The following is a 23470-nucleotide window of genomic DNA, read 5'->3' as shown; positions in this document are numbered from 1 at the left end:
GGAGGGGCTATACCCGTGGCACACCGCCGATGTCTGACGGCTACTCGCCGGTGCTGGTCGTGGGGCGGGGGAGTTTCCCTCTGAAGCCGGGCAGGATGGCAACGAGCGCGGGCAGATCTCGGCCGGCACTGAGGACGGTGCCGTCCGGGCGGACGACTGCTGCGTGGGCGCGGCCGTCTCTCAGCCATCGGTGTAGTTCGCTTCCGGGCCGCGCAGTGATGAGCACTGCGCCGCACCGTTCGACGTCTGATTGTAGGGCGGCGGGCGGCTCGGTGGACGTGACGATCGCGAAGCGCCCAGCGGCCACGTCGTCGTGGCGGCGCTCGCCGTCGAGGATGGCGTTCGGGCACAGTCGACCCGCGAGGGCGCGGCGCAGACGTGGCCGCAGCACCAGAGCGGACCGGCGCAGCGCAGGTGTCTCACTGTCCGTGGCCAGGGCCGTGAGGCCAGGCACAAGATGCAGCCGTGGCGCCACCGCGCGGCGGATGATGTCGCCCATTCTGCCGCCGGCCGTCATCGCGGTACCGATCAACTTCGCCAGCCTGATCATGGCGCGGGTATGGTGCTTGCGTTCGATCTGGTAGGTGCCGAGCACGGTCTCGGGCAGGGACCCGTCGAGCACGCCGGCGAGTTTCCAGGCGAGGTTCATCGCGTCGCGCAGCCCGGCACCCATTCCCTGGCCGATGAACGGCGGGGTGAGGTGGGCGGCGTCGCCGAGCAGGAACACCCGGCGGTCGCGCCACCGGTCGGCGACCTGCGCCCGAAAGGTGTATTCGGCCGCACGGACCACCTCCAACTCCCCAGCGGGGATGTTCCCCGTCCATCGCGAGATCAACGGATGCAGCCGGGTCATTTTGCGGAAGTCGTCCGCGGTCTCACCGGGCGCCAGCCGGAACTCCCAGCGGTAGCGGGTCTTCCCGATCCGCATGTACGTGCCAGCGCGGGCTGGGTCGGAGAGTTGGTGTACGCCTTCCCACTGGCCGAGTTCGGCGTTGGTGACCACATCGACGACGAGCCAGCGTTGCGTGAACCCCAGGTCCTGAATGCTGGCGCCGATAGCGGCCCTCGTCAGGCTGTTGGCGCCGTCGCAACCCAGGACGTACGCCGCGCGGACGACCTGGTGCTCGCCGGTGGCCGTGTCGGTGACGTCGAGCCGTACGCCGTCGGCGTCCTGGGTCAGCGCGGTGACCTCGGTGCTGCCGCGCAGGGTGGCGCTGTCGTACTGCGTGAGATTCCGACGGAGGATTTCCTCCAGCTCCGGCTGGTCGAACATGCTCCCCTGGGGGTAGCCGTGTCGGCCCGGCGCGACGTCGCGCTGAAACTCGGCCAGCACCCGCATCCTGCGGTCGATGAGTCGAAGGCCCCGGTGTGGCCTGGCGATGGCGGCGAACTCGTCCCGGAGCCCGAGGCGGGCCAGGATGCGGTGGACCTCGTCGTCGAGGGCGACGGCGCGGGGCAGGGGATAGACCGACTCCCAACGGTCGAGGATCAGGCACTCCACGCCGTGCTGGGCGAGCAGCGTCGCGGCGGTGAGCCCGGTGGGGCCTGCGCCGACGATCACTACCGGAACGACGTTCATTGTGTGGCCAGGACCCGAAGAACGAGGTAGCTGGCGACCAGGATTCCGCAGACGACGGCCGGGGCGTACTTGCGCGGGCCGTCTCCCTTGCGCAGGTGCACGACCAGGGCTCCGCCGAGCAGGAGGAGCAGCCCGGCGCCGGCGAGGATGCCAATCAGCGGCTGGAACAATCCGATGAGCAGCCCGATCACCGCGGCGACCTCGAGCAGGCCGATGCGGCGATAGGCCGCGACGGGAAAGCCGGCCTCCGCGGCCAGCGCACGCATCGGTTGCAGGGCCAGGATCTTGGCCGTGCCCAGGGCAGAGAAGATCAGCGCGAGCAGCACCGCGAGGATGGACGCAGCGAGCGTCATGACACAACCACCAATCGCCATTCAATGGCATACCGGCCCAGGATCGCCTTGATGGCCCCCTCCTGGGCAGAGGGATGAACTTTCACAGTGGCCACGATGCAGTTGCCCTCGATCGCGGCCTCGATGTCCTGTACTCCGGCGGTCTGGTCAAGCGCGGCACGGAGTTCCGCGCGGGCGGCTTCCTTCCGCAGGGCGAGCTTGTACAGCTTGCCCACGGCGGTGACGGGCAGTTCGTCGAGGATCGTCACGGTCTTGGGCGCGGCGGTGCGGTCGGGCACCCGGTCGCTTGCCCAGTCGCGCAGGTCGTCTTCCGTTACGGTGGCGCCTGGCATGAGGGTGACGTAGGCGACGGGCACCTCACCGGCGTGGACGTCGGGGCGCCCGACCGCGCTGGCCGCGGTGACCTGCGGGTGAGTCAGTAGCGTGTCCTCGATGATCGCGGGGTCGATGTTGTGTCCGCCGCGGATGATGAGGTCCTTCGCCCGCCCGGCGAGGTAGACGAAGCCGTCCTCGTCAACGCGCGCGAGGTCCCCGGTGTCCAGCCAGCCGTCGACGAGCTTGCCGAGTCCGTCGAGGACGGGCCCGTTCTCGTCACGGTCTGTGACGTAGCCGGGGAAGACTGTCGGGCCGCTGATCGCCAGCACGCCGGTTGCGCCGAAGGGTCGGTCTTCCCACGTGCCGTCAGCGGCGACCACCCGCACCCGCTGGTAGGGCAGGCGCTGCCCAACAGAGCCCGGCCGCGACGCGTCGGGAAAGGTACGTGCGCTCGCGCACGTCGCCTCGGTAAGCCCGTAGCCCTCGACCAGGGTTATCCCGGTGTGGGCCTGAAAGTTGTCCCGGACCGCGGTGGGCAGCGGCGAGGCCCCCACCAGCGGAAATTGCAGGCTGTTGATGTCGGCGTCGATCGGGACCTGCGCCAGTACGGCGTACACGGTGGGCACTGCGCTCATGGCGGCGATCCGGTAGTGCTCGACGATTTTCCAGAACTCGCCGAACAGTGCGGGGTCGCGGTAGCCCGATGGACCGGCCCACACCACGGTCTGTCCCTTGAACAGGGGCGCCAGCAGGGTGACGACGAGGGCGTTCACGTGGAACAGCGGGAGGGCCGCGAAGACCACGGTCTGCTCGTCGAACAGGGAGTTGGCGGCCAGCATCCACGCGTCGGCGACCTCGTTGCCGTGTGTGTGCGCGGCCAGCTTCGGCGCGCCAGTGGTGCCACCGGTGTGGAACAACGCGGCCAGGTCGGCGGATCGGGGCAGCTCACCGCCGAAGGCGGACGGGTCCTTCCTTGCTGCAAGCTCGCCGAGGTAGCCGACGCGTACGCCGCCGACGGCCGGTAGAGGGTGGGGCGTGCCCGACGCCCCGGTGGGCCGCAGCACGAGGATCGCGTCGAGCAGGCCGTTGCGGGCGAGCGCCTGCGCGGTGTCCCACACGTCCGGCGCGAGCTCGGGCCCGGCCGTGACCAGCACGCGGGCACCGGAGCGCCGGAGGAGCTCGGCGAGGTGCTGCCGCGACAGTCCGCCGCCCAGGGGCGCCGCGATCCCGGCGAGCTGTGCGCCCATCGTCGCGATGATCAGTTCGTCGCAGTTGGGCGACATCAGGGCGACCGCGTCATTCCGCCGCACCCCCAGGTCGTGGAACAGGTTCGCAACCCGGTGGACGTCGGCCAGGAGCTCGGCGAAGGTACGGGGGAGCGGCTCCCGCCAGCGGGCGGCGTCCGGCAGGACGGTGATGGCCGCGCGATCCGGCCAGTGCGTCGCCGCCCGCGACAGCAGCGCGTACGTCGATTCGGGCAGGCCCCGAGCCTCCAGCGGCACGGCCTCGATCGCGGCCAGGTCCGCGGGCGTGGCGTAGTCCGGCCACAGCAGGGGTCCACTCATCGGGCGTACCTCACGACCGTGCGCTGCCGGCCCAGATCGATCGCGCCGTCGTCGGTGGCGACGGTGACCTCGACGACGTCGCCGTCCTTGAGGTACCTAGGGTTGCGGGCCTGGCCCTTGAAGAACATCTTCCATTTCACCGCGGGCGGCAGCAGCGAGGCGATGATCTCGACGGGCTTCGGCGGTGCGCTCAAGGCCGTCCCGACGGGCGTGCCGGTCAGCAACAGATCGCCGAGGTCGAGTCGCTGGAAGCGGGTCAGCGCCTGCAGCGCCTGGACCGGCAGGTAGATCATGTCGGCGGCCGTCATGTTCTGCCGGAGCTCTCCATTGACCCACAGCTTCAGCCGGAGGTCGGTGAACCGCTTGAGTTCGTCGGCGTCGAGCAGCACCAGCGCCGGGCCGACCGGGGTGAACGTTGGGTAGGACTTGGCCTCGTAGAACTGGGTCTTGGGCAGCTGGACGTCACGGGCGGAAACGTCGTTGGTGACCACCAGGCCCGCGACGTACTCGGCGAGGTTGTCCGCAGTGATGGTGGTGCCGACGGGCATTTCGCGGCCGAAGACGAGCCCGATCTCGACCTCGTAGTCCAGCAACGCCACGTGGCCTGGGCGGACCACGTCGGCGAACGGGCCACTGATCGAGCCAGAGGTCTTCCGGAAGAAGGTCAGGGGGACGGTCTCGGGATTGCCGTTGGTGTCCTTGACGTGAGAGGCGAAGTTCGTCATCTGGGCGACGACGCGGCAGGGCGCCGTAACCGGGGAGACCAGGGCGAGGTCGTCGACCGGGACGGTGTCCGTGCTCGTCGTGGCCGCGTCGATGGCCGGCCGGTCCGCCAGCAGTTCGGCGGTGGTGGTGGCGCTGGTGTGTACCTTGGCGGCGCCGGTGGGGGTGAGCACCCACCAGGCGTCGGTGGTGCGCAGGACGGAGATGCTCATGAGGTGAACGCTTTCATCAGGCCGCGGAGGCGGTGGAGGTCGAATTCGTTGTCCTCGCGCAGCGCGCCGATGACTGCGCGCAGCTCGCGAAGCGATTCCCGGCCGGGTCTCATTCCGAGAAAATCCTTGGTGGCGGGCGGACCCCACTGGGCGAGCCCGGAGGCGCTCATCGGTGCCCAGCCCGGCTCGAGCGTGCGGTCGAACAGGTCACCATCGGTGAAGTGCTCGACCAGGAAGTCGTCCGGGTCGCGCCAGTAGTCGAAGATCTGGCTGCCCTGGATGTGCCGGCCGATCCCCCAGGACCGCTGGTAGCCCCGGTCGAGCAGGTATTCCCCGCCGACGGCCAGCGAGTCGAGGTCCGGGACCTGGTAGGCCGAGTGCACGTACCGGTTCGCCGGGCCGAGGGTCATCGCGAGCGTGTGATGGTCCGTGGGCGTGCTGCCGCGGTCGCAGCGAATGAAGCTCATAATCGGGCCGCGCTCGCGCTGCCCCTCGTGGTAGAGGAAGTCGCTGACAATCAGGCCCAGGTGCTCGAGATACCAGTTGAGCGTCTCCAGGTACCGGGTCGTCTGCAGCACGACGTGACCGAGGCGCTGCACCTTGGCCGGCTCCCGCGGTGGCCGCTGGGTGGCGTTCACCCGCGTCACGTCGTGCCCGACGTTGACGGTCAGGGGCGCCCGCGTGGGCAGCGCCGGGAGTTCGTGCGTGTCCGCGACCACGCGGACCCGCGCCCCGCTCGGGTCGGCGAGATCCACCGTCACCCCGCCCAGGCTCTCCGGCAGGCTGGCCATGGTCCTCCCGGTCGCGTCTGCCAGCCGCAGCACGTCGTTCGGCTCGGCCGCCCTGAAAGCTGGGCCGATGAACCGGGACCGGGGACCCCGGCGGATGAGCACGCAGGGCGATCCGGGGTCGGTGCCCCGCAGGTGCAGCTCGTCCTGAGTACGCAGCGACGTCGTGAAGCCGAAGGCCCGGGCGAAGACCTCGGCCCCCTCCAGATCGGGCTTCTGGAACTCCAGCCAGGCCAGGTCGTGCACCTTGACGATCGGGTTGCGGGCCCGCCCGGGGTGCTCGCCCGGCAGCGCACCCTGCTCGCTGTGCAGACCCGTGTGCGGGTCGTGCCGCTCGATCATGTCCCGCTCCTCGCAAGTCGCTGACGGAATCGTCACTTACGAGTGTAGCGTCAGTCAAGTGCGGATGACGATTCCGTCATATCTGAGGGTCGCCGGGGTTACGCTAGGCGCAGACCGACTCCGCGAAAGGGTGAACAAGCAGGCATGGCGCAACAAACCAGGCACGCCCCGAACCGCCTGGAACGGCGGAAGGCGCACACCCGATCGGCGCTCGTTCGCGCGGCCCAGACCTTCATCGCGGCTGGCAAGCAGAACGTCCCGATCCTCGAGCTCACCCAGGCCGCCGACGTGGGTATGGGGTCGTTCTACAACCACTTCGACAGCCGCGAGCAGCTCTACCAGGCCGCGGTGGAGGACGCCCTCGAGCGCTACGGAGCCCTGCTCGACGAGCGGACCGTGGGCCTGGACGACCCGGCCCATGTCTTCGCGCAGAGCTTCCGGCTGACCGGACGCCTCCATCGCCGGAGTCCCGAGCTGAGCAAGGTGCTGCTCAGCAACGGCCTGGCCCTGGCTGGTTCCGACAAGGGGCTCGCGCCGCGAGCCCTGCGCGACATCGAAGACGGCGCCCGTGCCGGGCGGTTCAGCGTACGCGACCCCGAGTTGGCGACGGTGATTGTTGCCGGCGCCGCGCTGGTTCTCGGGCAACTGCTGCACGACCACCCCGAGCGCGACGACGCCGCAGCAACCGACCAGGTCACCGAGGACCTGCTGCGCACGCTCGGTCTACCGCCCGACGACGCGCACGAGATCTGCCTGCGGCCCTTACCCGCGCTCGACGGTGTCCGCACATAAGACCGCGTCCATCCGCCCGAGCGCGCCGCCGGCCGATCCTAGGCAGTGGCCGCCTCGCGCACCATCCGGTTGGCCGTCTCTGGCTCGTACCCGGTCGCGCGGAGCAGGTCACTCGCCATGGTGCGCAGCTGGATCACGATGCCATCCGAGAAGGGCTTGAGGCCCTTGTGGTCCGCCTGGCCGGCCAGGCACGCCCCGTCCAACACCGCGTTGCGGGTCTGGTCGAACGGCCCACCTGCCCGCCCCTCCCGCCTCAGCAACTGGATTGCCTCGGCGAACCTGTCCACGGCGCCGGGGAGTTCCTCCGGCACCGGCTCGTCGTACTGCAGCGTGGTCGCGGCCCAGCGGGCCAGCGCCCGGGACCCGAGGACCACCCGATCGATGTGCTGGATGCCGCGCCGGTAGTGCTCGACATCGGCCCGGCGTCGCCAGCGCACCGGCGCAATGGTCGTCACCTCCTCGGCGCCACCCAGAGCCTCGTGCATCCGGGCGAGATCGGGTTCCATTCGGCTCAGCTGATCCAGCGCCCGTATCGCGCGGTCCGGGTCACGCCGGGCGAGTGCGTGTGCAACCTCTCGAAGCTGCGTGTGGAGGGTCGCGACGACCGGTGCGGTGGCGCGGTCGAGAATGCGCATCGGGTTGATCGGTAGCAGCAACGCCACCACCGCCAGGCCGACGGCACCGCCCACCCCCGCGTCGACGATCCGCGCCCATTCGAGGCCCTGCTCCGAATGGGAGACCGTGGCGATCAGTACAGCGGTACTGCCCGACTGAGCGACCAGCGCACCGCTGTGCCCGGTCATCAACAGGGCGACGGCGATGGACAGCATCACCACCAGGCCGATCTGCCAGGGCCCGAACCCGAGAGAACGCATGAGAAGGTCACTGACAAGCAGGCCCAGCCCCACGCCGAGCATCAGCTCGGCGGTACGTAAGGCGCGCTGCCCGAGAGCGGCGACGATCGTGCCGACGGCCGCGCTGGGCGCGAAGATCGGTGCGGGGCGACCCAGGACGTCGTGCGCCAGCCCCCAGGACAAGGTCGCGGCAAGCCCACATTGAGCTGCGACGAACAGGATGATCGTGAACAGCCGCAGCCTCAGCCGGCCGGCCTCACCACCGCGACGCCGGGCCTTCGCCGTCATGTCCTTGGCGTGCCCGGCAGCGGCGTTGGGGCGGGAAAGGCTTCCCCGGTCAGCAGCCATGGCGAGGGTTACCCCGCCCGTCCCTCACAAACCTGCGGCCCGTGGCCCCCGGCCGAGGCGACTGAGGCGTCTGCTCGTCCGGAAGCGGCTAACCAGGTCGTGACGGCTCGGGTCGGATCCTTCGGGTACGGAGCGTGCCGGCTACGGCGACGGTGGCGAGGATGAGGGCGGCGGTGGTGGCTACCGCGAGCGGCGGTGCCGGCTTCATCGCTGGGATGAGGGCGAGGAGGGCGAGTGCGCCGATCGCACGGGGCCGGGACGCGCGGCCGAACACCGCGAAATCGAAGGTGGCTCGTCCGGCGAGGAACAGGGCGGGTCCGCCGAGGATGACGGCGATCCAGGCCGGGTCCGAGTGTCCGAACGGGTGCGTGATGATGAGTTCGTCGCCGACGGCGATGGCGACGATGCCAGCGATCATGAGTACGTGGGAGTAGATCGTCAGGATCGCAACGCGGCGTGGGTTGTTGGTCGCCACGATGGCGTCCGCCAGCAGTGCTCCGGCGCGGTGGATGTAGATGCGCCACAGCAGTGCCGTGGTGGCGAACGCCAGTAGGGTCGCGGCGGTGCGGTCCGCCCCGAACTCGCCGCTTCCGAACGTCAGTCCGGCCACCACGATGGGCTCGCCGAGCGCGATGATGAAGAACTGCTGGTACCGCTCAGCCGTGTGCTCCTCGGAAACCACGACCTCGATTCGACGCTCGCCACTGCGGCCCAGCCGCGGCGTGGGGAAGCCGAGTGCGATCCCCGCGTACTCCACGGCCGCCGCCGTGATCCACAGGGCTCCACGCGCCGAGCCGGGTAGGAGCGCTCCAGCGATCCAGAGCACCGCAGCCATGCCGACCCAGAACAACAGCCGCACCGCGCTGGGCTGTGCCTCGTGGCCACGCAACGAGAAGATGGCGACAGCGAGGCCACCAGCGCGGACGGCGAGGTACGCACCCGCGAACACCAGGCCCTTGTGGCCGAACGCCTCCGGCGTCGCAGCCGCCATCACGAGGGTGCCGAACATGATGGGCATGGTCAGCACCTGTACCAGCGGATGCTCGGGGTCGAACGCGTCCAGAAACCTCGCCGAGGAGACCCAGACCGCCAACACGGGAAGCAGCACCACCAATGTCTGGAACGCGCCAGTCCAGGTCAGATGCGCCAGCAGTTCCTTGGAGAGCTGAAAGAACGCGAGAACGAACACCAGGTCGAAGAACAGTTCCAGGAAGGCGGGCCGCGCCTTGCCGGGTCTTCGCAGCACTGCCCCGAACTTGCCCGTCGTCATCGGTCGCCCGTTCTGTCCGTCCTGATCGGTCAGCCTGGTCGTTCACCGGCCGGTGGCTGGTCCCGGTCACCGGGTGCCGGCCGCGGGCCGTCGCGCCGTCCCCCGCCTGACCGAGGCCGCTTAGGCGGTGCAGGCCCCCCCGTGCGGTCTCCGGGGTCGGCCTCGGCTGGCACGGAGCCGGCCTGCCGGACGGCCGGCACGAACTCACGCAGCAGGATTCGCGCGATGCCGGCCGCCGGGATGGCCAGCACGGCTCCGACGAGGCCGCCCAGCTCGGCGGCGATCAGCACGCTGACCAGCACTGTCAGCGGGTTGAGCTGAACCGCGTGGGACATGATGACCGGTTGCAGCAGGTGGTTCTCGACCTGCTGGTAGACCACGAAGAAGACCAGCACGACCACCCCGGCGGTGGGGGAGTGCAGGAAGCCGGCGCCGCCCGCGACGATGGCGCCGAGAGTCGCCCCCACCAGCGGGATCAGGTCGGCGATGGCGACCAGCAGCGCGATCGCGGCGGCGAACGGCACCCCGGTGAGCGCGAGCACCACGAAGGTCAGCAGGCCGCAGATCAGGCTGATCAGCAGGTTGCCGCTCAGGTAGCCGGTGATGGTGCGCGCCGACTCCCGGCCGATGCGGCGCAGCCGCTCCGCTCGGGCGCCACCGGCCAGGGTCAGCGTCCCGGCGCTGATCCGCGGCCCCTGCACCACCATCAGGTACGCCAGCACCACCACGGTCAACACTCCGGCGACGCCCTGAACCGTCCCACGGACCAGGCCGACCGTCGACCGGCCGAATTGGCCGCCAAAGCGCTGAATCTGGTCGGCCGGGGCCTCGGCGTGCCGCCGCAGGTGGAACCGCTCCAGCAGTTCACCGACCGGCCCGCGCCCGGCCCGCGCCTCGCGCAACAGGTCCGGCGCCCGGTCGGCGAACCGGGCCAGCTCGTCCAGCAGGGGCACCACGATCAGCACGCCGAGCGCGCCGAGAGCCACGAAGGCGGCCAGGAACACCAACAGCGTGGCCGCCGCCCGACGCCGGACGAATCGTCGTTGCACGCGATCCACGAGGGGATTCAGGGCCACCGCGAAGAACGCGGCCACCACCACCCAGATCAACACCCGCCGGGTTTCCCACACCAACGCCAGCCCGACCACGGTGGCGAGGACCAGACCGATGACGATCAGGGCTTGGCGGGCCGTGGACCGTTCGTCGGTGTTGCTCATCGGGGCGCGGCTACCCGCCGCGAAACAAACGAAACACCATCGGAGCAGTTTCGATCTCTGGGCGTGCCGTCAGGTGAACGGGCTCGACGCGAGGGCGTCGAGCGCTGCCCGCCGTCCGACTTTGATCGTTTCGGTCGTGCGGTCAGGTCGGCGGGAAGTTGAGGACACGGCGACGACGCGTCCGCTGGCGCTGGTCCTGACCAATGTGCGCCTCTGAGCTCCCGCCAGCACTTACGGTGAGAGCAGTTGCAGGAGTCCTGGCAGGGGGCCGCTGAGTGGAGTCGCATCCGATCGTCGAGTCACATGGCCTGATCGGGGACCTGCAGACAGCGGCACTGATCGCGGACGACGGCACCCTCGACTGGTTCTGCGCGCCGCGGTTCGACTCGCCCAGCGTGTTCGCCGGACTGCTCGACCACAAAAAGGGCGGGTACTTCCGTATCGCGCCCCATGGCGTCGACGACGTCAGAAAGGAGCAGTTGTACCTGCCGGGGACACCGATCCTGATCACTCGTTTCCTGACGTCCGACGGCGTGGGTGAGGTCATCGACTTCATGCCGGTCGCCGGCGATACGCCGACCGATCGCCATCGCCTCGTCCGGCTGGTCAGCGTGGTTCGGGGCACTATGCAGTTCCGGATGGATTGCCAGCCGCGCTTCAACTACGGGCGCGACCCGCACGAGCTCCAGATGTACGCCGACGGCGCCGTCTTCCGCAGCCCGACGCTCAGCATGACGGTGCATCGGGCCCGCCACGCCGACCAGCCCCCGGACGAAATCGAGATCGAACGCGACGGCGACGGGGTGCGCGCCTTCGCCACCCTGCGCCAGGGTGCCACCGGCGGGGTCCTCGTCGAAACCGGCTCGAGCGAACCACCCCGGCTCATCGGGCCTGAGGAAATACGGTCAATGTACGAGCAGACCCGGGACTATTGGCGGGCCTGGCTCAGCGGCTCAAGCTATCGCGGACGGTGGCGGGAAGCGGTGGAGCGCTCCGCCCTGACGCTGAAACTCCTCACGTACGCGCCGACTGGCGCCCTGATCGCCGCTCCGACCGCAGGCCTGCCGGAGCAGATCGGCGGGACGCGGAACTGGGACTACCGCTACGCCTGGATCCGCGACGCGTCAGCTTCGGTTTACGCCCTGCTCGGTCTCGGCTTCACCGAGGAAGCGCGCCGATACCTGCATTGGCTCAACGATCGCATCTGCGAGGCGGCCGGCGGGGCGACGCCTCTGCACCACCTGTACCGCGTCGACGGCTCGACCGCCCTCGACGAGGAACTCCTGGATCACCTGGAGGGCTATCGACGCTCCCGCCCGGTGCGGATCGGCAACGCCGCTGCCGACCAGCTCCAGCTTGATATTTACGGCGAGGCGATGAGCGCCATCCACTTCGCCGACGCGTATGGACTGCGCAGCTCCTATCAGGCGTGGCTCAACACGGTGAAGCTCATCGACTGGCTCTGCGAGCACTGGGATAGACCCGATGAAGGGATCTGGGAGACCCGGGGCGGCCGCCAGGACTTCACCTTCGGCCGCCTCATGTCTTGGTTGGCTATCGACCGGGCCATCCGCCTCGCTCAGCGGTACGGGGTACCCGGCGAAATCACCCGCTGGAGCACCGAGCGCGGCCGGATCTACCACCAGATCATGAACCGGGGTTACCACCCCGCACGCCGGGCGTTTGTGCAGCACTACGACAGCGACGTCCTGGACGCGGCGCTGCTCGTCATGCCGGGCGTGGGGTTCATCGCGCCCGACGATCCGATGTGGCAGTCCACACTGCGGGCGATGGACGACGAACTCGTCTCGGACAGCCTCGTCTACCGGTACAACCCCACCGCATCGCCCGACGGTCTGCCCGGCAACGAAGGCACCTTCAGCATGTGCACCTTCTGGTACGTCGAAGCCCTGGCCCGCTCGGGACGTCTGAGCGACGCGCTGATCACCTTCGAGAAGATGCTGACCTACAGCACCCACCTCGGTCTCTTCGCGGAGGAGATCGGACCGACCGGCGACCAAGTCGGCAACTTTCCCCAAGCCTTCAGCCACCTCGCACTGATCAAGGCCGCGACGACCCTCGATCAACTCATGGACGCTGCACCGGCACCGTCTCGCACTCCGCTCGAAACCCTGGTCGAGCGAGAATCACCGCTCCCGTGAAGACTCGTCCGAGGTACCTGCGGCGGAGTCCGGATCACCTCGATGCCCTCGGCGGTGAACACAGCGTCGAAAACCTTGGGTGAAGGGCCTCGTCGATCGCGGGCTGCGGTCGAGCAGCAGTGGATGAGGAGCCAGTCGTACATCGTAGAAGCCACCGAGTTGAACAAGATCAAGAGGTGGGCTGCCAGGCAGAACTGGATGGGCATCTGACTGCCGATGCCTGGCGAGCACTCACCGGGACTGCTCGGTGAGTTCCCGGACCTCGGACCATGGCCGGAGTACCTTGCGGCGTGTGCACGCGAGGCTGAGGGAACGTCACGTGACGGCGCACCTGATCCCGATCCACTTTGGTCGGAAAATTCACATCAGCCGCGAGAGGCGGCCTCCAGGACTGGGCACCCGCATGGCGCTAGCGACTGCCACGAACACAAGGCGGTCAACCAGCGACTGGAGCGCGACCGAACTGGCAAACCGGGCAATACCATCACCTCTCGTGCTCGAGCTTCTCGATGCGCACTGGGCTCCGAATGTAGAGTCCGAGCCGGCCCTGGGTCTGGGGCCGCCCGGAGGCGATCATGAGGGCCTGGAGCGCCGGAAAGGGCGAGCGGCTCGCGCCGGGATGTGGCGGATCTCGTCAGGGCTCATGGTCCGACGTCCGGTGAGGCGGCGCAGCTTGGCCTCGGCGGTGACCTGTTCTGCTTGGACGTCAGCGATCCATGAGCTGACGACGGTGGGGTCGGCGCCGCTGTCGAGAGCGGCGCGGTAGCGGTCTAGCCGGGTTGCGCAGGTGGCGGTTTCCCGTGCTGCCTTGATCGTCTGTTGCTCGGCGTCGTCGTGTTGCGCTTCGGCCATGGAGTGGACAGTTGCGCTGAGTCGGCTAGGTGAGATGGCTCGGGCGAGCCATGGGTCGAGCTGTTCGAGGATGTGGTCTTCGCGGACGTAGACGCTGCGGGGTGGGTGATGCGACGCGGTAGCGATCGGCCCAGCGTTTCGCTGTTGTCGGCCTGACCTGGAACCGTTCTGCGGCCCGGCCGCAGGGGCCAGCCGTCGTCGACGACACAGCGGGCCAGACGCAGTCTCCCGCGTTCGGTCAAGGGTGCATTAGCGTGGGTCACGAGGACCTCCTGGGTGGTGCGGAACCTTCGACAAGCTCCACCTCACCCGGAGGCCCTCACCCATTTCAAGATCTAAGTCCTGTCACCAACGTCTATGGGCAGAACCCCTAGGCCGGCACACCCTGCAGCACGCGGTCGTCCGTTAGGCGTGCGCGGCTTGAGACTCCAGCGTCTGCTTGATGACGGTCATGCCTTGCTCCATGGCGGCGTCGAGTGATGTGGCGAGGTCGTCGGGCAGGACGTCGTGGATCCAGACAAGCCGGCTGCGGGCTTCGCCCTGGTCGAAGACCTGCATGGAGGCGTTGTCGTGGGTCGGGCGGATCGTGTCACCGACGACGGAGTAGACGGTCCGACGAGCCACGTCATCGATCGAGACGAGACGCTCGCGGGCCACCGTGCCATCAGCGAAGGTGACGACCCGACTGGCTGCCTCCATGCGGGTGTCGACGACAAAGCCGGGCGCCATGCGCGACGGTCCGGCACTGAAATCGCGGATCACGTTCCAAACCTTGTCGGCGCTGGACTCGATGATGATTTCCTTGCGGATGGAAGCCATTACTCGGTCTCCGATTCTGCTAGAGCTGTAGCGGCAGCCAGGGAAGGTCAGTCGCTGCCGACGAGGCAGAAGAGATGCCCTTGTGGATCGGCGAGCACCACCCACTCGTCCCCGCCGGGCTGGAACTCGGGCATGGTCGCACCGATCGCGAGCAGCTCCTTGACCGCGTGCCCCACGTCGATGACCTTGAAGTCGAGGTGGGCGTGCTTGGCCACGTCGGGCCAGCCCGAGGGCCGGTAGCCGGCGACTCGCTGGAGACCGAGCTGGATCTGGCCGCCGTTGCCCAGCTGGACGCAGTCCTCGTCGCGGTAGGTGACCTCCCAGCCGGTCACCGCCCGGTAGAAATCGGCGAGCGGGCCTGGGTCGGCACAGTCAAGGATGACCGTGGTGAACTCAGCCAATGCGGGCATGTCGACTACTCCTTGAACTCGTATGGACTCATGGAGCAGCCTGCCCGCCACGGCGCGTGCCGTCTTGAAGATCCTTGCGTTGGTTGTCGGACCTCGGGCATAGCTTTGAGGCGTGCGCTCGTTCCGTGTTCTCGCTGCCCGGCCCGACTTCACGGTGACCGCGGTGACCTGTCGTGACGACCACAAGGGGTGGTCGGAGGTCGAGTCGCAGGACGACTATCGGGTGGTGCTGGTTCGTCGTGGCCGATTCCGCAGGAGGACCGCCGGTGTCCCCGCGGAGGTTGATCAGACCCTCGCATACGTTGGCCTGCCAGGGGACGAGGAGCATTTCGCCCATCCCGCGGGGGGAGACGTGTGTACGTCGGTGAGGCTGACACCGGCGCTGTGGCGTGCCCTGGCAGGTGATGAGGCGCGGGTAACCAGGCCGGTCGTTTATGTCGACCCTCGGCTTGACCTCACCCACCGTCGGGTCCTCACCGCCGCCGGCGCCGGGGACCTTGACTACGCGCTCACGGAGCGACTGACGGACCTGCTCAGCCGCGTCGTCGAGCAGGTCGTCACCGGCCCGACGCCCATGGGTGCGAGTCCCGCCAAGGCCGATCATGCGCTCGTGGCGGCGGCGCGCGCCGTGATCGGCGAGGGCGACCCGGCCGCGAACGGACTGTTCCCGCTCGCCGAGTTGCTGGGGGTCTCGCCGTACCGGTTGAGTCGGGCGTTCACTCGGGAGCTGGGGGTGTCGCTGACCCGCTACCGAAATCGGGTCCGCCTCGGCCGAGCGCTGGACCGGCTGGAGGGCGGGGAGTCCAGCCTCGCCACGCTCGCCGCGGACCTCGGCTTCGCCGACCAGGCACACCTGTGCCGCACCGTCCGCGAACACCTGGGCCACACGCCGACCGCGCTGCGTCGCCTCCTGGCCGAGCCAACCTGACGCCATCTGCCACCTGAGGGCCCTTCTGCCATCACCTTCCGGGAGGCCGAGTCCCTTGTCGACACCGCCCCTGCGCCGGTGGACCCGGGCCGCCGGGGGGCCGAAGGTCCCGCCGGTTAAGGGGGGACGGCCCTGCCGGGTGGGGCGGGGAAGCTGACAACGTGATGGTTACCGAATCAGCCGTCAACATCCCTCGGAGACTCCCATGAAGCGCAGGACCCTCGACCTTCTGTTCAGCATCGGTGGGCTGGGCCTCGCAGTCCTGCTGCTCGTCGTCGGCATCGTCCTGACGTCGAACGCCACCTTCGCCAGCAACTATGTACGCGACCAGCTAGGCGCGCAGAACATCACGTTCACGCCGGCCGCCCAGCTCGACGAGGAAGAGAAGAAGGCCGAGTGCCTGGTCGAGAACGCGGGGAAAAAGCTCACCACCGGCAAGCAGGCCGAGTGCTACGCCAACGAGTACATCGGGTTGCACCTGAAGAACATGGCTGGCGGTAAGACATACGCCGACCTGGGCGAGCCGCAGAGCCAGCTACGCGAGCAGGTCGCCACGGCTCAGCAGACCAACGACCCGGCCCTGGCCGACCTGCAGAAGCAGCTCGCCGAGGTCAGCGGCCAGCGCGAGACCGTGTTCAAGGGTGAGACGCTGCGCGGTCTACTGCTCACCTCGTACGGCTTCAGCGAAATGGGGGTGAAGGCCGGACAGGCCGCCACGGTCATGTACCTCGGCGCCGCGCTGCTCCTGCTGCTTTCGTTCGCCGGCCTGGTGCACGCCTTCCGGACCCCACGCAGCGAGGCGTTCGCCGCCCCCGAGCCGACCCGGGCAACCACCGTCGGCTGACGCTACAAGGCCCCTACCTCGACTGCCCCGGCCTCCCACGGAGGCCGGGGCGTCGCCCCGTCCGGGAGCCCTCCGACCCGCCGCCGGCTCAGGTGGCCTGCGGTGATCTGCGAAGTGGTACGGCATAAGCCGGCCCTTCTCGCGTTCGGTTAGGTTGGCCCAGTGGATGTTGAGGTTGTGGAGGGTGCGTTCGTCGAGCTGCCGAGCGCCGAGGTCGCGGGCATGGACCGCCGCGCCTTCGGCGAGTTCGTCGGTCCCCAGGGTGAACTCGCCTCGTACGCATTTGGTTGGACGATCGGCGCGGAGCCACGCGTCGCTGCGCTAACGATCGGGATTGGTGTCGGTAATCCGGGCGGGGGCACGTTTCACGCCGTGATTTTCCAGCACGAGGACGGCCACGCCTTCTCCCTGACCGACGAGCCGTTCGAGCAGGTACCACAGGGTGGCCCAAGTCTGACGGCGGACCAGGCTCGTGCGCACGAAGATCTACCTTTTGTCTGGTGGGTTGCCGACCAGGTAATGGAGCGCGACCGTCGGGCGCGGTGGATGCGGCACTGGCTGCTGGGCACCCACTGCATCCAGACCTTGGAAGTCTTTGAGCGTCGCGAGCCTGTCCTTTTCGTAGCGAACGACGCTGACGACGGGATCTGGCAGCTCATCGGCACCACCGATGCTGGCAGTAGCGGCAAGATCGGGCACCTTTACCACTCGATCGAGGAAGATCCGACGCTGATCGAGGTCCTCGACCTTGCCCCCGGCCACAGCGCGAGTCGGGCTCGCGTTGGGGGATCGTGGGACCGCCACCTCGGCTAGCCCTCCTGAGCTTTTGTTCCGTGTTGCCGAGCGGTGACAGCATCCGCTCTCTGGCCGGGCTGAGGAGATTACGTGCTCCCGCTTGTGCCGGACGCGTGCCCGTACGTGCGGCGAAGCGCGGTGTCCAAAGGGGTCGGAGACGCGGCCTCGCACTCCCGGAAGGCCCACGAAGGTCGGCGGTTGCGAGGTCCTACCGTTATCACTCTCGATAGTGATAACGTTGCGACGTGGAGATGCCAAGTGAGCGGTGGGCCGAGCTGGCGCTGCACCCGGTCCGGATCCGGATCCTGCGCGCGGTCGCAGCTGCCCAGCTGACCACGCGTGACCTCGTTGAACTGTTGCCGGACATTGCACAGGCGACGCTGTACCGGCACCTGGCGACGCTGGTCAAGGCCGGGCTGCTGGACGTGGTCGAGGAACGCAAGATACGCGGCGCCGTCGAACGGGTCTACGCGCTACCGGCGCACGGTGCCACGCTGGACCCGGCGGCACTGGCCACAGCCACGGCCGAGGACCACGCTCGCTACTTCACAGCGTTCGTGTCGAGCCTGCTGTCGGAGTTCTCCCGCTACCTGGCCCGGGAGCGGATCGATTTCGCCGCCGACGGCGTCGGCTACCACCAGCTCGTGCTGCAGCTGACCGACGCCGAGCTGGGCCAGTTCGCCGCCGACCTCAACGCGCTGGTCGGCCCGCTGCTGGCCAACGAGCCCGGTGGCGGCCGAATACCGCGGTTGCTGGCGACGATCCTGATGCCAGCCGACCAGCCGGCCGCCACGAGCGACAAAACGCCAACAGCCGAGACCGTGGACAACTCGGGGACGACGAAGGGGGACGACTGATGGCTTCGGTCATGGTTGCCGGCGATGTGATCGACATCGGATTCACCAGCTGGGAGCGACTGTGGATCGGGCAGGAACGGCTCGTGCTGCCCGTCGCCGTGGTGCGGCAAGCCGCCTCGGTCGACGATCCGCTGCGCCTGGCGCGCGGCGGCCGGCGCGGGCTCGCGGTGTCCGGTGTCGTCAAGATCGGCATTTGGGGCCTGTTCGGCGGCCCCCGGCAGCTCGTCGCGGCCCGCCGCGGCGAGCCCGGGTTGCACCTGATCCTGGACCGGACGGCCGGCGGTGCGTTCGACGAGGTCGTGCTCTCCAGCCCGGCCGCGCCGCACCTGGCGGACGCGATCGGGCGTGCGTTGGCGGCCCGCGGATGAGCGGCGCCCGCCTGACGATCGAGGTGGCGCACCTGACGAAGCGGTACGGCGAGGTCACCGCGGTCCGCGACCTCAGTTTCACCGTCGCACCGGGTGTAGTCACCGGGTTCCTCGGCCCGAACGGCGCCGGCAAGACCACCACGATGCGGATGCTCACCGGCCTCGTGACGCCTACCAGTGGTACCGCCACCATCGACGGGCAGCCCTACCGCCGGCTGGCCCGGCCCTCGAACACCGTGGGGGCGGTGTTCGACGCCAACGCGTTCCACCCCGGCCACACCGCCCGCGACCACCTACGCGTTTACGCCGCCATGGGCGGCCACCCAGACAACCGCGTCACCGAGCTGCTGGACCTGCTCGGCCTGACCGAGGCCGCCGACCGGCGTACCCGCGGGTTCTCCACCGGCATGCGGCAACGGCTCAACCTCGCCACCGCGCTGCTCGGCGACCCCCGCGTCTTGCTGCTCGACGAACCCAGCAACGGCCTCGACCCGGAAGGCATGTCCTGGCTACGGGCCCTGCTGCGCCGGCTGGCCGAGGAAGGGCGCACCGTCCTGGTCTCCAGCCACGCGCTCAGCGAGATCCAGCAGCTCGTCGACAGCGTGGTGGTGATCCGACGCGGCGAACTCGTCGCGGCCGGACCGTGGTCCCAACTCGCCGGCCCGCCGGCCGTGCTGGTCACCTCACCCGACGCCGAGGCCCTCGCCGCGACCCTGAAGGCCAGCCGTGCCAACAGCGGCACCACGCCACGGGTCGAAACGGTCGGGCCCGGCAGGCTGCGGATACACGGGTTGAACGCGCCGGGCGTCGCCGACCTCGCCGCCGCGCACCGCCTGCGCGTACACGAACTGGTCACCGAGAACACCAGCCTCGAACAACTCTTCCTCCACCTGACCACCGACACGCCGACCACCGACAAGGCGGCCACCCCATGACTCTCTTGATCAAAGCCGAGTTCCGCAGGCTACTAGCCACCCGCATGTGGGGCGGACTCCTAGTCGTCGCCGCCCTGATCGGTGGCGGCATGCTCGGCGGCATGGCGCTGATCGGCCCGGAAAACTTCGACCCACCCATGCCCGGACTGGACACCGAAACCGGCGTCCGCTCCATCCTCGGCATCCTCGGCTACACCGCATTCGTCCCGGCCGCCGCCGGAACCCTCGCGGTCACCTCCGAATACCGGCACCGCACCGCCGCCGTCACATTCCTGGTCGCACCGCGCCGCTGGCAGGTACTCGCCGCCAAACTCGCCACCTACACGGTCGCCGGGCTCGCCTACGGCCTCATCCTCGCCGGCACCGCCGCCGCAGCCGTGTTCACCGTCGCCGCCGCCCGCCAAGTCCCACTCGGCCTGCCCGCCCACACCCTGCTCGCGTTGCTCGCCCGCATCGCCGCCGCCATGGTGGTGTATCTGATCATCGGCGTCGGCATAGGCGCCCTCATCCGCAACCAGGTCGCAGCCCTGTGCGTCGTGATCGGCTACCTCTACATGGGCGAAACACTGCTCATGCTGATTCCCGGCGTCAACACGCTCTATCCGATCCTGCCCGGCGGCGCCACCGCCGCCCTCACCGACTTCACCTACCTCGCCGACGCCATGTCTGCACAACTCGGCAACACCACCGTCCAACTCCTACCGCCAGCAGCCGGCGCACTCCTCCTCACCGCGTACGCCATAGGTGCCTGCGCCATCGCCGTCCTCATCCCCATGCGCCGAGACATCACCTGACCAACACGGCCGCGACCGCGCCACCGCACAGCCCCGGCATCGAGCGTCATCCCGAACGGCACGGCCAAATCCTCACCGCTGCGCATGATCACTTGTACGCGGCTGCGCACCTGACTCGCATGCCGACCGTCCCTCGGCCGTGATCGCGAGGTGGCAGGGAGTGGACTAGGGTTCATCGATGAGCGCTGTGCTTCGTGGTGCCGCAGTGAATCCCCTTCGCCAGCTCACGATCGACCAGCTCCGGCAACGGACGAGCCTCAAGTGGCGGGAGTACCCGGACGACGTGCTGCCGCTCTGGGTGGCGGAGATGGACGTGCCGCTGGCCGAGCCGGTCGCGCAGGCGATCACCGACGCCGTCGCGCGCGGCGACACCGGCTACACCGCCGGCACGGCGTACCCGCAGGCACTGGCGGAGTTCGCCCGGCGGAGGTGGGGATGGGACGGGCTGGCCGTGGAGCGCACCGCGCTGATACCCGACGTGATGCACGGTGTCGTCGAGGCGCTGCGGCTGGTCACCGAGCCAGGCGACGCGGTGATCGTCAACTGCCCGGTCTACCCGCCGTTCTACGAGTTCGTGACGCACGCCGACCGCCGGATCGTGGAGGCGCCGCTCAGCGAGGACCTGCGGATCGACCTCGGCACACTGGAGGACGCGTTCCGGCAGGCTCGGGCCGGCGGGCGGCCAGCGGCGTACCTGCTGTGCAGCCCGCACAACCCGACCGGCGTCCTGCACACCGCCGACGAGTTGGCCGCCGTCGCCAGTCTGGCCGAGCAGCACGGGGTGCGGGTGGTCGCCGACGAGATCCACGCTCCGGTGGTGGCCGGGGGAGTGCGCTTTGTGCCGTACCTCTCGGTGCCCGGCGCGGAGAACGGCCTGTCGCTGATGTCCGCCACCAAGGGGTGGAACCTGGCCGGCCTGCGCGGCGCGCTCCTCATCGCCGGCTCGGCCGCGGCCGCAGATCTCGCGCGCGTTCCGTTCGAGGCCAGCGTCAGCACCAGCCACCTCGGCGTGATCGCCCACACCGCCGCCTTCCGCGACGGCGGCGAGTGGCTCGACGCCTTGTTGACCGGCCTGGACGACAACCGTCGGCTCCTCGCCACGCTGCTCGCCGAGCACCTGCCGGCCATCCGTTACCACCCCGGTCAGGCCACCTATCTCGCCTGGCTCGACTGCCGCGCCCTGGGCCTCGGCGACGACCCCGCCGCCGTGTTCCTCGACCGTGGCCGGGTGGCGCTCAACTCCGGTTCGGCCTTCGGCACCGGCGGCGCCGGCCACGTCCGGCTGAATCTGGCCACCGCACCGGAGCTGATCACCGAGGCGGTACGGCGGATGGCCACCGCAGTCGCCTGAGAAGCCACTTCGGCCGCTGCCGACCGCCATTGCCCGGAAGAACCCATGCCCAGGGTGGATCAGCGCAGCGCGGGCTCGCGAACTCCGGTGCCTCGTCGAGACTGCCGATCAGCTCCTCCTGAGCCGAACTTTGCCTGCTCCGCAGCGGCAGAGAAACCCGAGACATGGCCAGGTCGTGCGGCTGCAGCTGAGCAGGTAGCCGTGCTCCGCGCGCCCGACTCCGCCGCCTAGTGGCCGAAGCCATCGCCGCCGTCGTGAGCAGCGCCCGCGATCCTGACTGAAGGCTGTCGCAGGCGCAGGACGCCTACCTCGACTGACGGCGGCCACTGGCGACGGACATGAATGTGCCTCGAAATATCCATTGCCAATGTCGGACCCCGCGCCTACCTTTAATGAGCAAGGTCAACCGGACCAACCCAAGGAGCTCCCCGTGTTGCAGTACGCCTCCACCGAAACCACGCGGTTCATGCCGCGCGGCGGTGTCGTGCTGCCCTCGATCGGGCGAGCCCACGATCTGTGCGCGAGCGAGCAGAACTGGAAGCCGGGGTGGCGGCGCGAATAGCGTCAGCGCAAGCTGCGAAGCCGCCCACCCCGACAGGGATAGGGCGGCTTTTTCGTTACTCGAACAAGTTCATAGGGGCGCAGCTCAACTGGTAGAGCATCGGTCTCCAAAACCGAAGGTTGCAGGTTCAAGTCCTGTCGCCCCTGCTTTTCGTCCCGGCCGCGGCCGGCGACGTTGCAAATTCTCAACTCCACAGTGGATGGCATAGCAAGACCCCGGCCGGCGCCCACACGGGCCGGCCGGGGGCAGGACCCTCCGGGACGAGGGAGACGGCAACCCGCCTGCTTTGGGAGCAGGAGACACGGGGTTCGACACCCCGGTCCCGGACCATGGGGAGGTAGCTCAGATGGGAGAGCGCCGCCTCGGCAGGGCGGAGGCCAGGGGTTCGAGTCCCCTCTTCTCCACGTACCGATGCCCTCTTCGCGTAACTGGTAGCGCACGGGAGTGAAGTCCCCGAGGACTCCGTTCAAGTCGGGGGGGAGGGCACGTTGGCGGGGGAAGCCCGGGCGCACACCCCGGCCCCCGTCGGCTCCATGGGCCGTTGGAGCAATTGGCAGCTCACCTGGTTCTCAGCCAGAAGGTTGCGGGTTCGAATCCCGTACGGCCTACGCAGGAAAATGCCATGCGGTCGTGGTGAACTCGGCGGACACGTCGGTCTTCCAAACCGAAGAAGCGGGGTCGGTGCCCGCCGACCGCTCAACCGTTCCGGGTTGCTCTGCTGGCAGGGGCGACGGGACTTTCGATCCCGGGCGCGTTCGAATCCCGTCCGGGGCACCACACCGTCGTAGCTCAGTTGGTAGAGCAGCGCCATGGTAGGGCGCAGGTCGGCGGTTCGATTCCGGCCGCCGGCTCCATGCGGTTGTAGCTCAGTGGTAGAGCGCGACGCTGCCAACGTCGACGTCGCCCGTTCGAACCGGGCCAGCCGCTCTCGATTGACAGATCATCTGTCAATTCATCCAACCACCCACGACACCCGAAAGGAGGGGCCCGGTGGACGCCGTACTCGTCATCAACGCCGACCTTGGACCCCTCCACCGTGTCACGGTCGCCCACGCGATCCGGATGCTGTGTCGCCGGGTCGCCGAAATCCACGAAGCGGAGCCCGACCGGCACCTGGGCGTGTTCCCCATGCCCCGCGTGGTCCGGCTCGTCCGGTACGTCGTCACCCGGTGGCGGTACACCCGCGGTCCGGCCTGGTCGAAGTCGGGCGTGCTGGCCCGCGACAACCGTCGGTGCGGCTACTGCTCCGGCCCGGCCGCGACGGTCGACCACATCCTGCCCCGCTCCCGGGGCGGGGCGAACACCTGGCGCAACACGATCAGCGCCTGCTACGCCTGCAACCAGGCGAAGGGTGACCGGACCCCGGCTGAGGCCGGGATGCCGCTGCGGTGGCAGCCGGTCACACCCGCCTGGTCGTCGCTGGCGCAGCGCTGAT

The 23470-nt window shown here is 69.0% G+C and carries 23 protein-coding genes, 7 tRNA genes and 1 pseudogene; 19 read left to right on the top strand and 12 right to left on the bottom strand.

Annotated elements, in window-relative coordinates; all coding sequences use genetic code 11:
* Positions 1 to 40: 40 nt before the first annotated feature.
* From ACFY29_RS04810 to ACFY29_RS04790, 5 genes are read right to left on the bottom strand one after another with little or no spacing between them, the layout of a single operon-like run.
* Positions 41 to 1579, bottom strand: a complete 1539-nt coding sequence (locus ACFY29_RS04810; RefSeq protein ID WP_386983431.1) for a bifunctional 3-(3-hydroxy-phenyl)propionate/3-hydroxycinnamic acid hydroxylase — start codon at positions 1577 to 1579, stop codon at positions 41 to 43.
* Positions 1576 to 1932, bottom strand: a complete 357-nt coding sequence (locus tag ACFY29_RS04805; protein ID WP_328418371.1) for a DoxX family protein — start codon at positions 1930 to 1932, stop codon at positions 1576 to 1578. The genes ACFY29_RS04810 and ACFY29_RS04805 overlap by 4 nt, the downstream gene beginning before the upstream one ends.
* Positions 1929 to 3812, bottom strand: a complete 1884-nt coding sequence (locus tag ACFY29_RS04800; RefSeq protein WP_386983429.1) for an acyl-CoA synthetase — start codon at positions 3810 to 3812, stop codon at positions 1929 to 1931. The genes ACFY29_RS04805 and ACFY29_RS04800 overlap by 4 nt, the downstream gene beginning before the upstream one ends.
* Positions 3809 to 4747, bottom strand: a complete 939-nt coding sequence (locus tag ACFY29_RS04795) for a fumarylacetoacetate hydrolase family protein (protein WP_386983427.1) — start codon at positions 4745 to 4747, stop codon at positions 3809 to 3811. The genes ACFY29_RS04800 and ACFY29_RS04795 overlap by 4 nt, the downstream gene beginning before the upstream one ends.
* On the bottom strand, positions 4744 to 5877 hold the full coding sequence (locus ACFY29_RS04790; RefSeq protein ID WP_386983426.1) for a hypothetical protein: 1134 nt from the start codon (positions 5875 to 5877) through the stop codon (positions 4744 to 4746). Before ACFY29_RS04790 ends, ACFY29_RS04795 begins: the two co-directional genes overlap by 4 nt.
* A 144-nt stretch (positions 5878 to 6021) precedes the next feature.
* On the opposite strand from ACFY29_RS04790, the gene ACFY29_RS04785 reads away from it, so the two are divergent.
* Positions 6022 to 6669 carry a TetR/AcrR family transcriptional regulator gene (locus tag ACFY29_RS04785; protein WP_386983424.1) on the top strand — a complete coding sequence of 216 codons (648 nt, stop codon included), beginning with the start codon at positions 6022 to 6024 and terminating at the stop codon, positions 6667 to 6669.
* Positions 6670 to 6707: 38 nt separating this feature from the next.
* On the opposite strand, the gene ACFY29_RS04780 is transcribed toward ACFY29_RS04785, so the two are convergent.
* From ACFY29_RS04780 to ACFY29_RS04770, 3 genes are all read right to left on the bottom strand, one after another.
* A complete protein-coding gene (locus tag ACFY29_RS04780; RefSeq protein ID WP_386983423.1) occupies positions 6708 to 7871 on the bottom strand; it encodes an aromatic acid exporter family protein in 1164 nt (387 codons plus the stop codon).
* Positions 7872 to 7959: 88 nt separating this feature from the next.
* Positions 7960 to 9141, bottom strand: coding sequence for a low temperature requirement protein A (locus ACFY29_RS04775; protein ID WP_386983421.1), 1182 nt, complete (start codon positions 9139 to 9141; stop codon positions 7960 to 7962).
* A gap of 29 nt (positions 9142 to 9170) precedes the next feature.
* Complete coding sequence (locus tag ACFY29_RS04770; protein WP_386983419.1) at positions 9171 to 10358, bottom strand: AI-2E family transporter; 1188 nt, start codon at positions 10356 to 10358, stop codon at positions 9171 to 9173.
* A gap of 275 nt (positions 10359 to 10633) precedes the next feature.
* Between ACFY29_RS04770 and ACFY29_RS04765 the strand changes: the two genes are divergently transcribed.
* Entirely contained in the window at positions 10634 to 12520 is a 1887-nt protein-coding gene (locus tag ACFY29_RS04765; RefSeq protein ID WP_386983417.1) for a glycoside hydrolase family 15 protein, read from the top strand.
* 573 nt (positions 12521 to 13093) lie between these two features.
* Here the strand turns inward: ACFY29_RS04765 and ACFY29_RS04760 are convergent.
* The 4 genes and pseudogenes from ACFY29_RS04760 to ACFY29_RS04745 all read right to left on the bottom strand — a co-directional run bounded on the left by ACFY29_RS04760 (position 13094) and on the right by ACFY29_RS04745 (position 14601).
* Positions 13094 to 13372: a hypothetical protein gene (locus ACFY29_RS04760; protein ID WP_386983415.1), complete on the bottom strand. Its 279-nt coding sequence runs from the start codon at positions 13370 to 13372 to the stop codon at positions 13094 to 13096.
* Positions 13373 to 13427: 55 nt separating this feature from the next.
* Positions 13428 to 13635 (bottom strand): annotated as a pseudogene (locus ACFY29_RS04755) (helix-turn-helix domain-containing protein); the annotation flags it as partial.
* 142 nt (positions 13636 to 13777) lie between these two features.
* The gene (locus tag ACFY29_RS04750; RefSeq protein WP_386983413.1) at positions 13778 to 14191 is read right to left on the bottom strand and encodes an SRPBCC family protein; all 414 of its coding nucleotides are present in this window, start codon (positions 14189 to 14191) and stop codon (positions 13778 to 13780) included.
* Positions 14192 to 14238: 47 nt separating this feature from the next.
* Positions 14239 to 14601, bottom strand: a complete 363-nt coding sequence (locus ACFY29_RS04745; RefSeq protein ID WP_386983412.1) for a VOC family protein — start codon at positions 14599 to 14601, stop codon at positions 14239 to 14241.
* 364 nt (positions 14602 to 14965) lie between these two features.
* On the opposite strand from ACFY29_RS04745, the gene ACFY29_RS04740 reads away from it, so the two are divergent.
* From ACFY29_RS04740 to ACFY29_RS04660, 17 genes are all read left to right on the top strand, one after another.
* Positions 14966 to 15529 carry a helix-turn-helix transcriptional regulator gene (locus ACFY29_RS04740; RefSeq protein WP_386983411.1) on the top strand — a complete coding sequence of 188 codons (564 nt, stop codon included), beginning with the start codon at positions 14966 to 14968 and terminating at the stop codon, positions 15527 to 15529.
* A 205-nt stretch (positions 15530 to 15734) separates the two neighbouring features.
* Entirely contained in the window at positions 15735 to 16373 is a 639-nt protein-coding gene (locus ACFY29_RS04735) for a hypothetical protein (protein ID WP_386983409.1), read from the top strand.
* A 162-nt stretch (positions 16374 to 16535) separates the two neighbouring features.
* Positions 16536 to 17186 (top strand): hypothetical protein, encoded by a 651-nt coding sequence (locus ACFY29_RS04730; RefSeq protein WP_386983407.1) that lies wholly within the window; start codon positions 16536 to 16538, stop codon positions 17184 to 17186.
* Between the two features lie 233 nt (positions 17187 to 17419).
* Entirely contained in the window at positions 17420 to 18025 is a 606-nt protein-coding gene (locus ACFY29_RS04725) for a helix-turn-helix domain-containing protein (RefSeq protein ID WP_386984634.1), read from the top strand.
* Positions 18025 to 18393, top strand: a complete 369-nt coding sequence (locus ACFY29_RS04720; protein WP_386983405.1) for a hypothetical protein — start codon at positions 18025 to 18027, stop codon at positions 18391 to 18393. Before ACFY29_RS04725 ends, ACFY29_RS04720 begins: the two co-directional genes overlap by 1 nt.
* Positions 18390 to 19328, top strand: a complete 939-nt coding sequence (locus tag ACFY29_RS04715) for an ABC transporter ATP-binding protein (RefSeq protein ID WP_386983403.1) — start codon at positions 18390 to 18392, stop codon at positions 19326 to 19328. Before ACFY29_RS04720 ends, ACFY29_RS04715 begins: the two co-directional genes overlap by 4 nt.
* A complete protein-coding gene (locus ACFY29_RS04710; protein ID WP_386983401.1) occupies positions 19325 to 20122 on the top strand; it encodes an ABC transporter permease in 798 nt (265 codons plus the stop codon). The genes ACFY29_RS04715 and ACFY29_RS04710 overlap by 4 nt, the downstream gene beginning before the upstream one ends.
* A gap of 178 nt (positions 20123 to 20300) precedes the next feature.
* A complete protein-coding gene (locus ACFY29_RS04705) occupies positions 20301 to 21473 on the top strand; it encodes a MalY/PatB family protein (protein ID WP_386983399.1) in 1173 nt (390 codons plus the stop codon).
* 430 nt (positions 21474 to 21903) lie between these two features.
* Positions 21904 to 22035: a hypothetical protein gene (locus ACFY29_RS04700; protein ID WP_328418350.1), complete on the top strand. Its 132-nt coding sequence runs from the start codon at positions 21904 to 21906 to the stop codon at positions 22033 to 22035.
* A 73-nt stretch (positions 22036 to 22108) separates the two neighbouring features.
* Positions 22109 to 22181: transfer RNA gene (locus ACFY29_RS04695), tRNA-Trp, on the top strand.
* 109 nt (positions 22182 to 22290) lie between these two features.
* Positions 22291 to 22365: transfer RNA gene (locus ACFY29_RS04690), tRNA-Pro, on the top strand.
* A gap of 1 nt (position 22366) precedes the next feature.
* A tRNA-Ala gene (locus tag ACFY29_RS04685) sits at positions 22367 to 22439 on the top strand.
* Between the two features lie 131 nt (positions 22440 to 22570).
* Positions 22571 to 22643: transfer RNA gene (locus tag ACFY29_RS04680), tRNA-Glu, on the top strand.
* Between the two features lie 16 nt (positions 22644 to 22659).
* A tRNA-Gly gene (locus tag ACFY29_RS04675) sits at positions 22660 to 22732 on the top strand.
* Positions 22733 to 22744: 12 nt separating this feature from the next.
* Positions 22745 to 22812: transfer RNA gene (locus ACFY29_RS04670), tRNA-Glu, on the top strand.
* A 78-nt stretch (positions 22813 to 22890) separates the two neighbouring features.
* Positions 22891 to 22962, top strand: a tRNA-Gly gene (locus ACFY29_RS04665).
* Between the two features lie 63 nt (positions 22963 to 23025).
* A complete protein-coding gene (locus tag ACFY29_RS04660) occupies positions 23026 to 23469 on the top strand; it encodes an HNH endonuclease (RefSeq protein ID WP_386983397.1) in 444 nt (147 codons plus the stop codon).
* The last annotated feature ends 1 nt before the right edge of the window (position 23470 follow it).

It is taken from the genome of Micromonospora sp. NPDC000668 (assembly GCF_042897975.1).
Lineage (GTDB): Bacteria > Actinomycetota > Actinomycetes > Mycobacteriales > Micromonosporaceae > Micromonospora.
This window is presented reverse-complemented; position numbering and strand designations above follow the sequence as displayed.

What these genes read in the sequence shown, in the direction of transcription:
- ACFY29_RS04705 (WP_386983399.1), top strand. Translation starts at nt 20,301, where the DNA reads ATGAGCGCTGTGCTTCGTGGTGCCGCAGTGAATCCCCTTCGCCAGCTC.
- ACFY29_RS04785 (WP_386983424.1), top strand. Translation starts at nt 6,022, where the DNA reads ATGGCGCAACAAACCAGGCACGCCCCGAACCGCCTGGAACGGCGGAAG.
- ACFY29_RS04760 (WP_386983415.1), bottom strand. Translation starts at nt 13,372, where the DNA reads ATGGCCGAAGCGCAACACGACGACGCCGAGCAACAGACGATCAAGGCA.
- ACFY29_RS04715 (WP_386983403.1), top strand. Translation starts at nt 18,390, where the DNA reads ATGAGCGGCGCCCGCCTGACGATCGAGGTGGCGCACCTGACGAAGCGG.
- ACFY29_RS04745 (WP_386983412.1), bottom strand. Translation starts at nt 14,601, where the DNA reads ATGCCCGCATTGGCTGAGTTCACCACGGTCATCCTTGACTGTGCCGAC.
- ACFY29_RS04720 (WP_386983405.1), top strand. Translation starts at nt 18,025, where the DNA reads ATGGCTTCGGTCATGGTTGCCGGCGATGTGATCGACATCGGATTCACC.
- ACFY29_RS04710 (WP_386983401.1), top strand. Translation starts at nt 19,325, where the DNA reads ATGACTCTCTTGATCAAAGCCGAGTTCCGCAGGCTACTAGCCACCCGC.
- ACFY29_RS04735 (WP_386983409.1), top strand. Translation starts at nt 15,735, where the DNA reads ATGAAGCGCAGGACCCTCGACCTTCTGTTCAGCATCGGTGGGCTGGGC.
- ACFY29_RS04800 (WP_386983429.1), bottom strand. Translation starts at nt 3,812, where the DNA reads ATGAGTGGACCCCTGCTGTGGCCGGACTACGCCACGCCCGCGGACCTG.
- ACFY29_RS04790 (WP_386983426.1), bottom strand. Translation starts at nt 5,877, where the DNA reads ATGATCGAGCGGCACGACCCGCACACGGGTCTGCACAGCGAGCAGGGT.
- ACFY29_RS04725 (WP_386984634.1), top strand. Translation starts at nt 17,420, where the DNA reads ATGCCAAGTGAGCGGTGGGCCGAGCTGGCGCTGCACCCGGTCCGGATC.
- ACFY29_RS04795 (WP_386983427.1), bottom strand. Translation starts at nt 4,747, where the DNA reads ATGAGCATCTCCGTCCTGCGCACCACCGACGCCTGGTGGGTGCTCACC.
- ACFY29_RS04805 (WP_328418371.1), bottom strand. Translation starts at nt 1,932, where the DNA reads ATGACGCTCGCTGCGTCCATCCTCGCGGTGCTGCTCGCGCTGATCTTC.
- ACFY29_RS04750 (WP_386983413.1), bottom strand. Translation starts at nt 14,191, where the DNA reads ATGGCTTCCATCCGCAAGGAAATCATCATCGAGTCCAGCGCCGACAAG.
- ACFY29_RS04775 (WP_386983421.1), bottom strand. Translation starts at nt 9,141, where the DNA reads ATGACGACGGGCAAGTTCGGGGCAGTGCTGCGAAGACCCGGCAAGGCG.
- ACFY29_RS04810 (WP_386983431.1), bottom strand. Translation starts at nt 1,579, where the DNA reads ATGAACGTCGTTCCGGTAGTGATCGTCGGCGCAGGCCCCACCGGGCTC.
- ACFY29_RS04780 (WP_386983423.1), bottom strand. Translation starts at nt 7,871, where the DNA reads ATGGCTGCTGACCGGGGAAGCCTTTCCCGCCCCAACGCCGCTGCCGGG.
- ACFY29_RS04770 (WP_386983419.1), bottom strand. Translation starts at nt 10,358, where the DNA reads ATGAGCAACACCGACGAACGGTCCACGGCCCGCCAAGCCCTGATCGTC.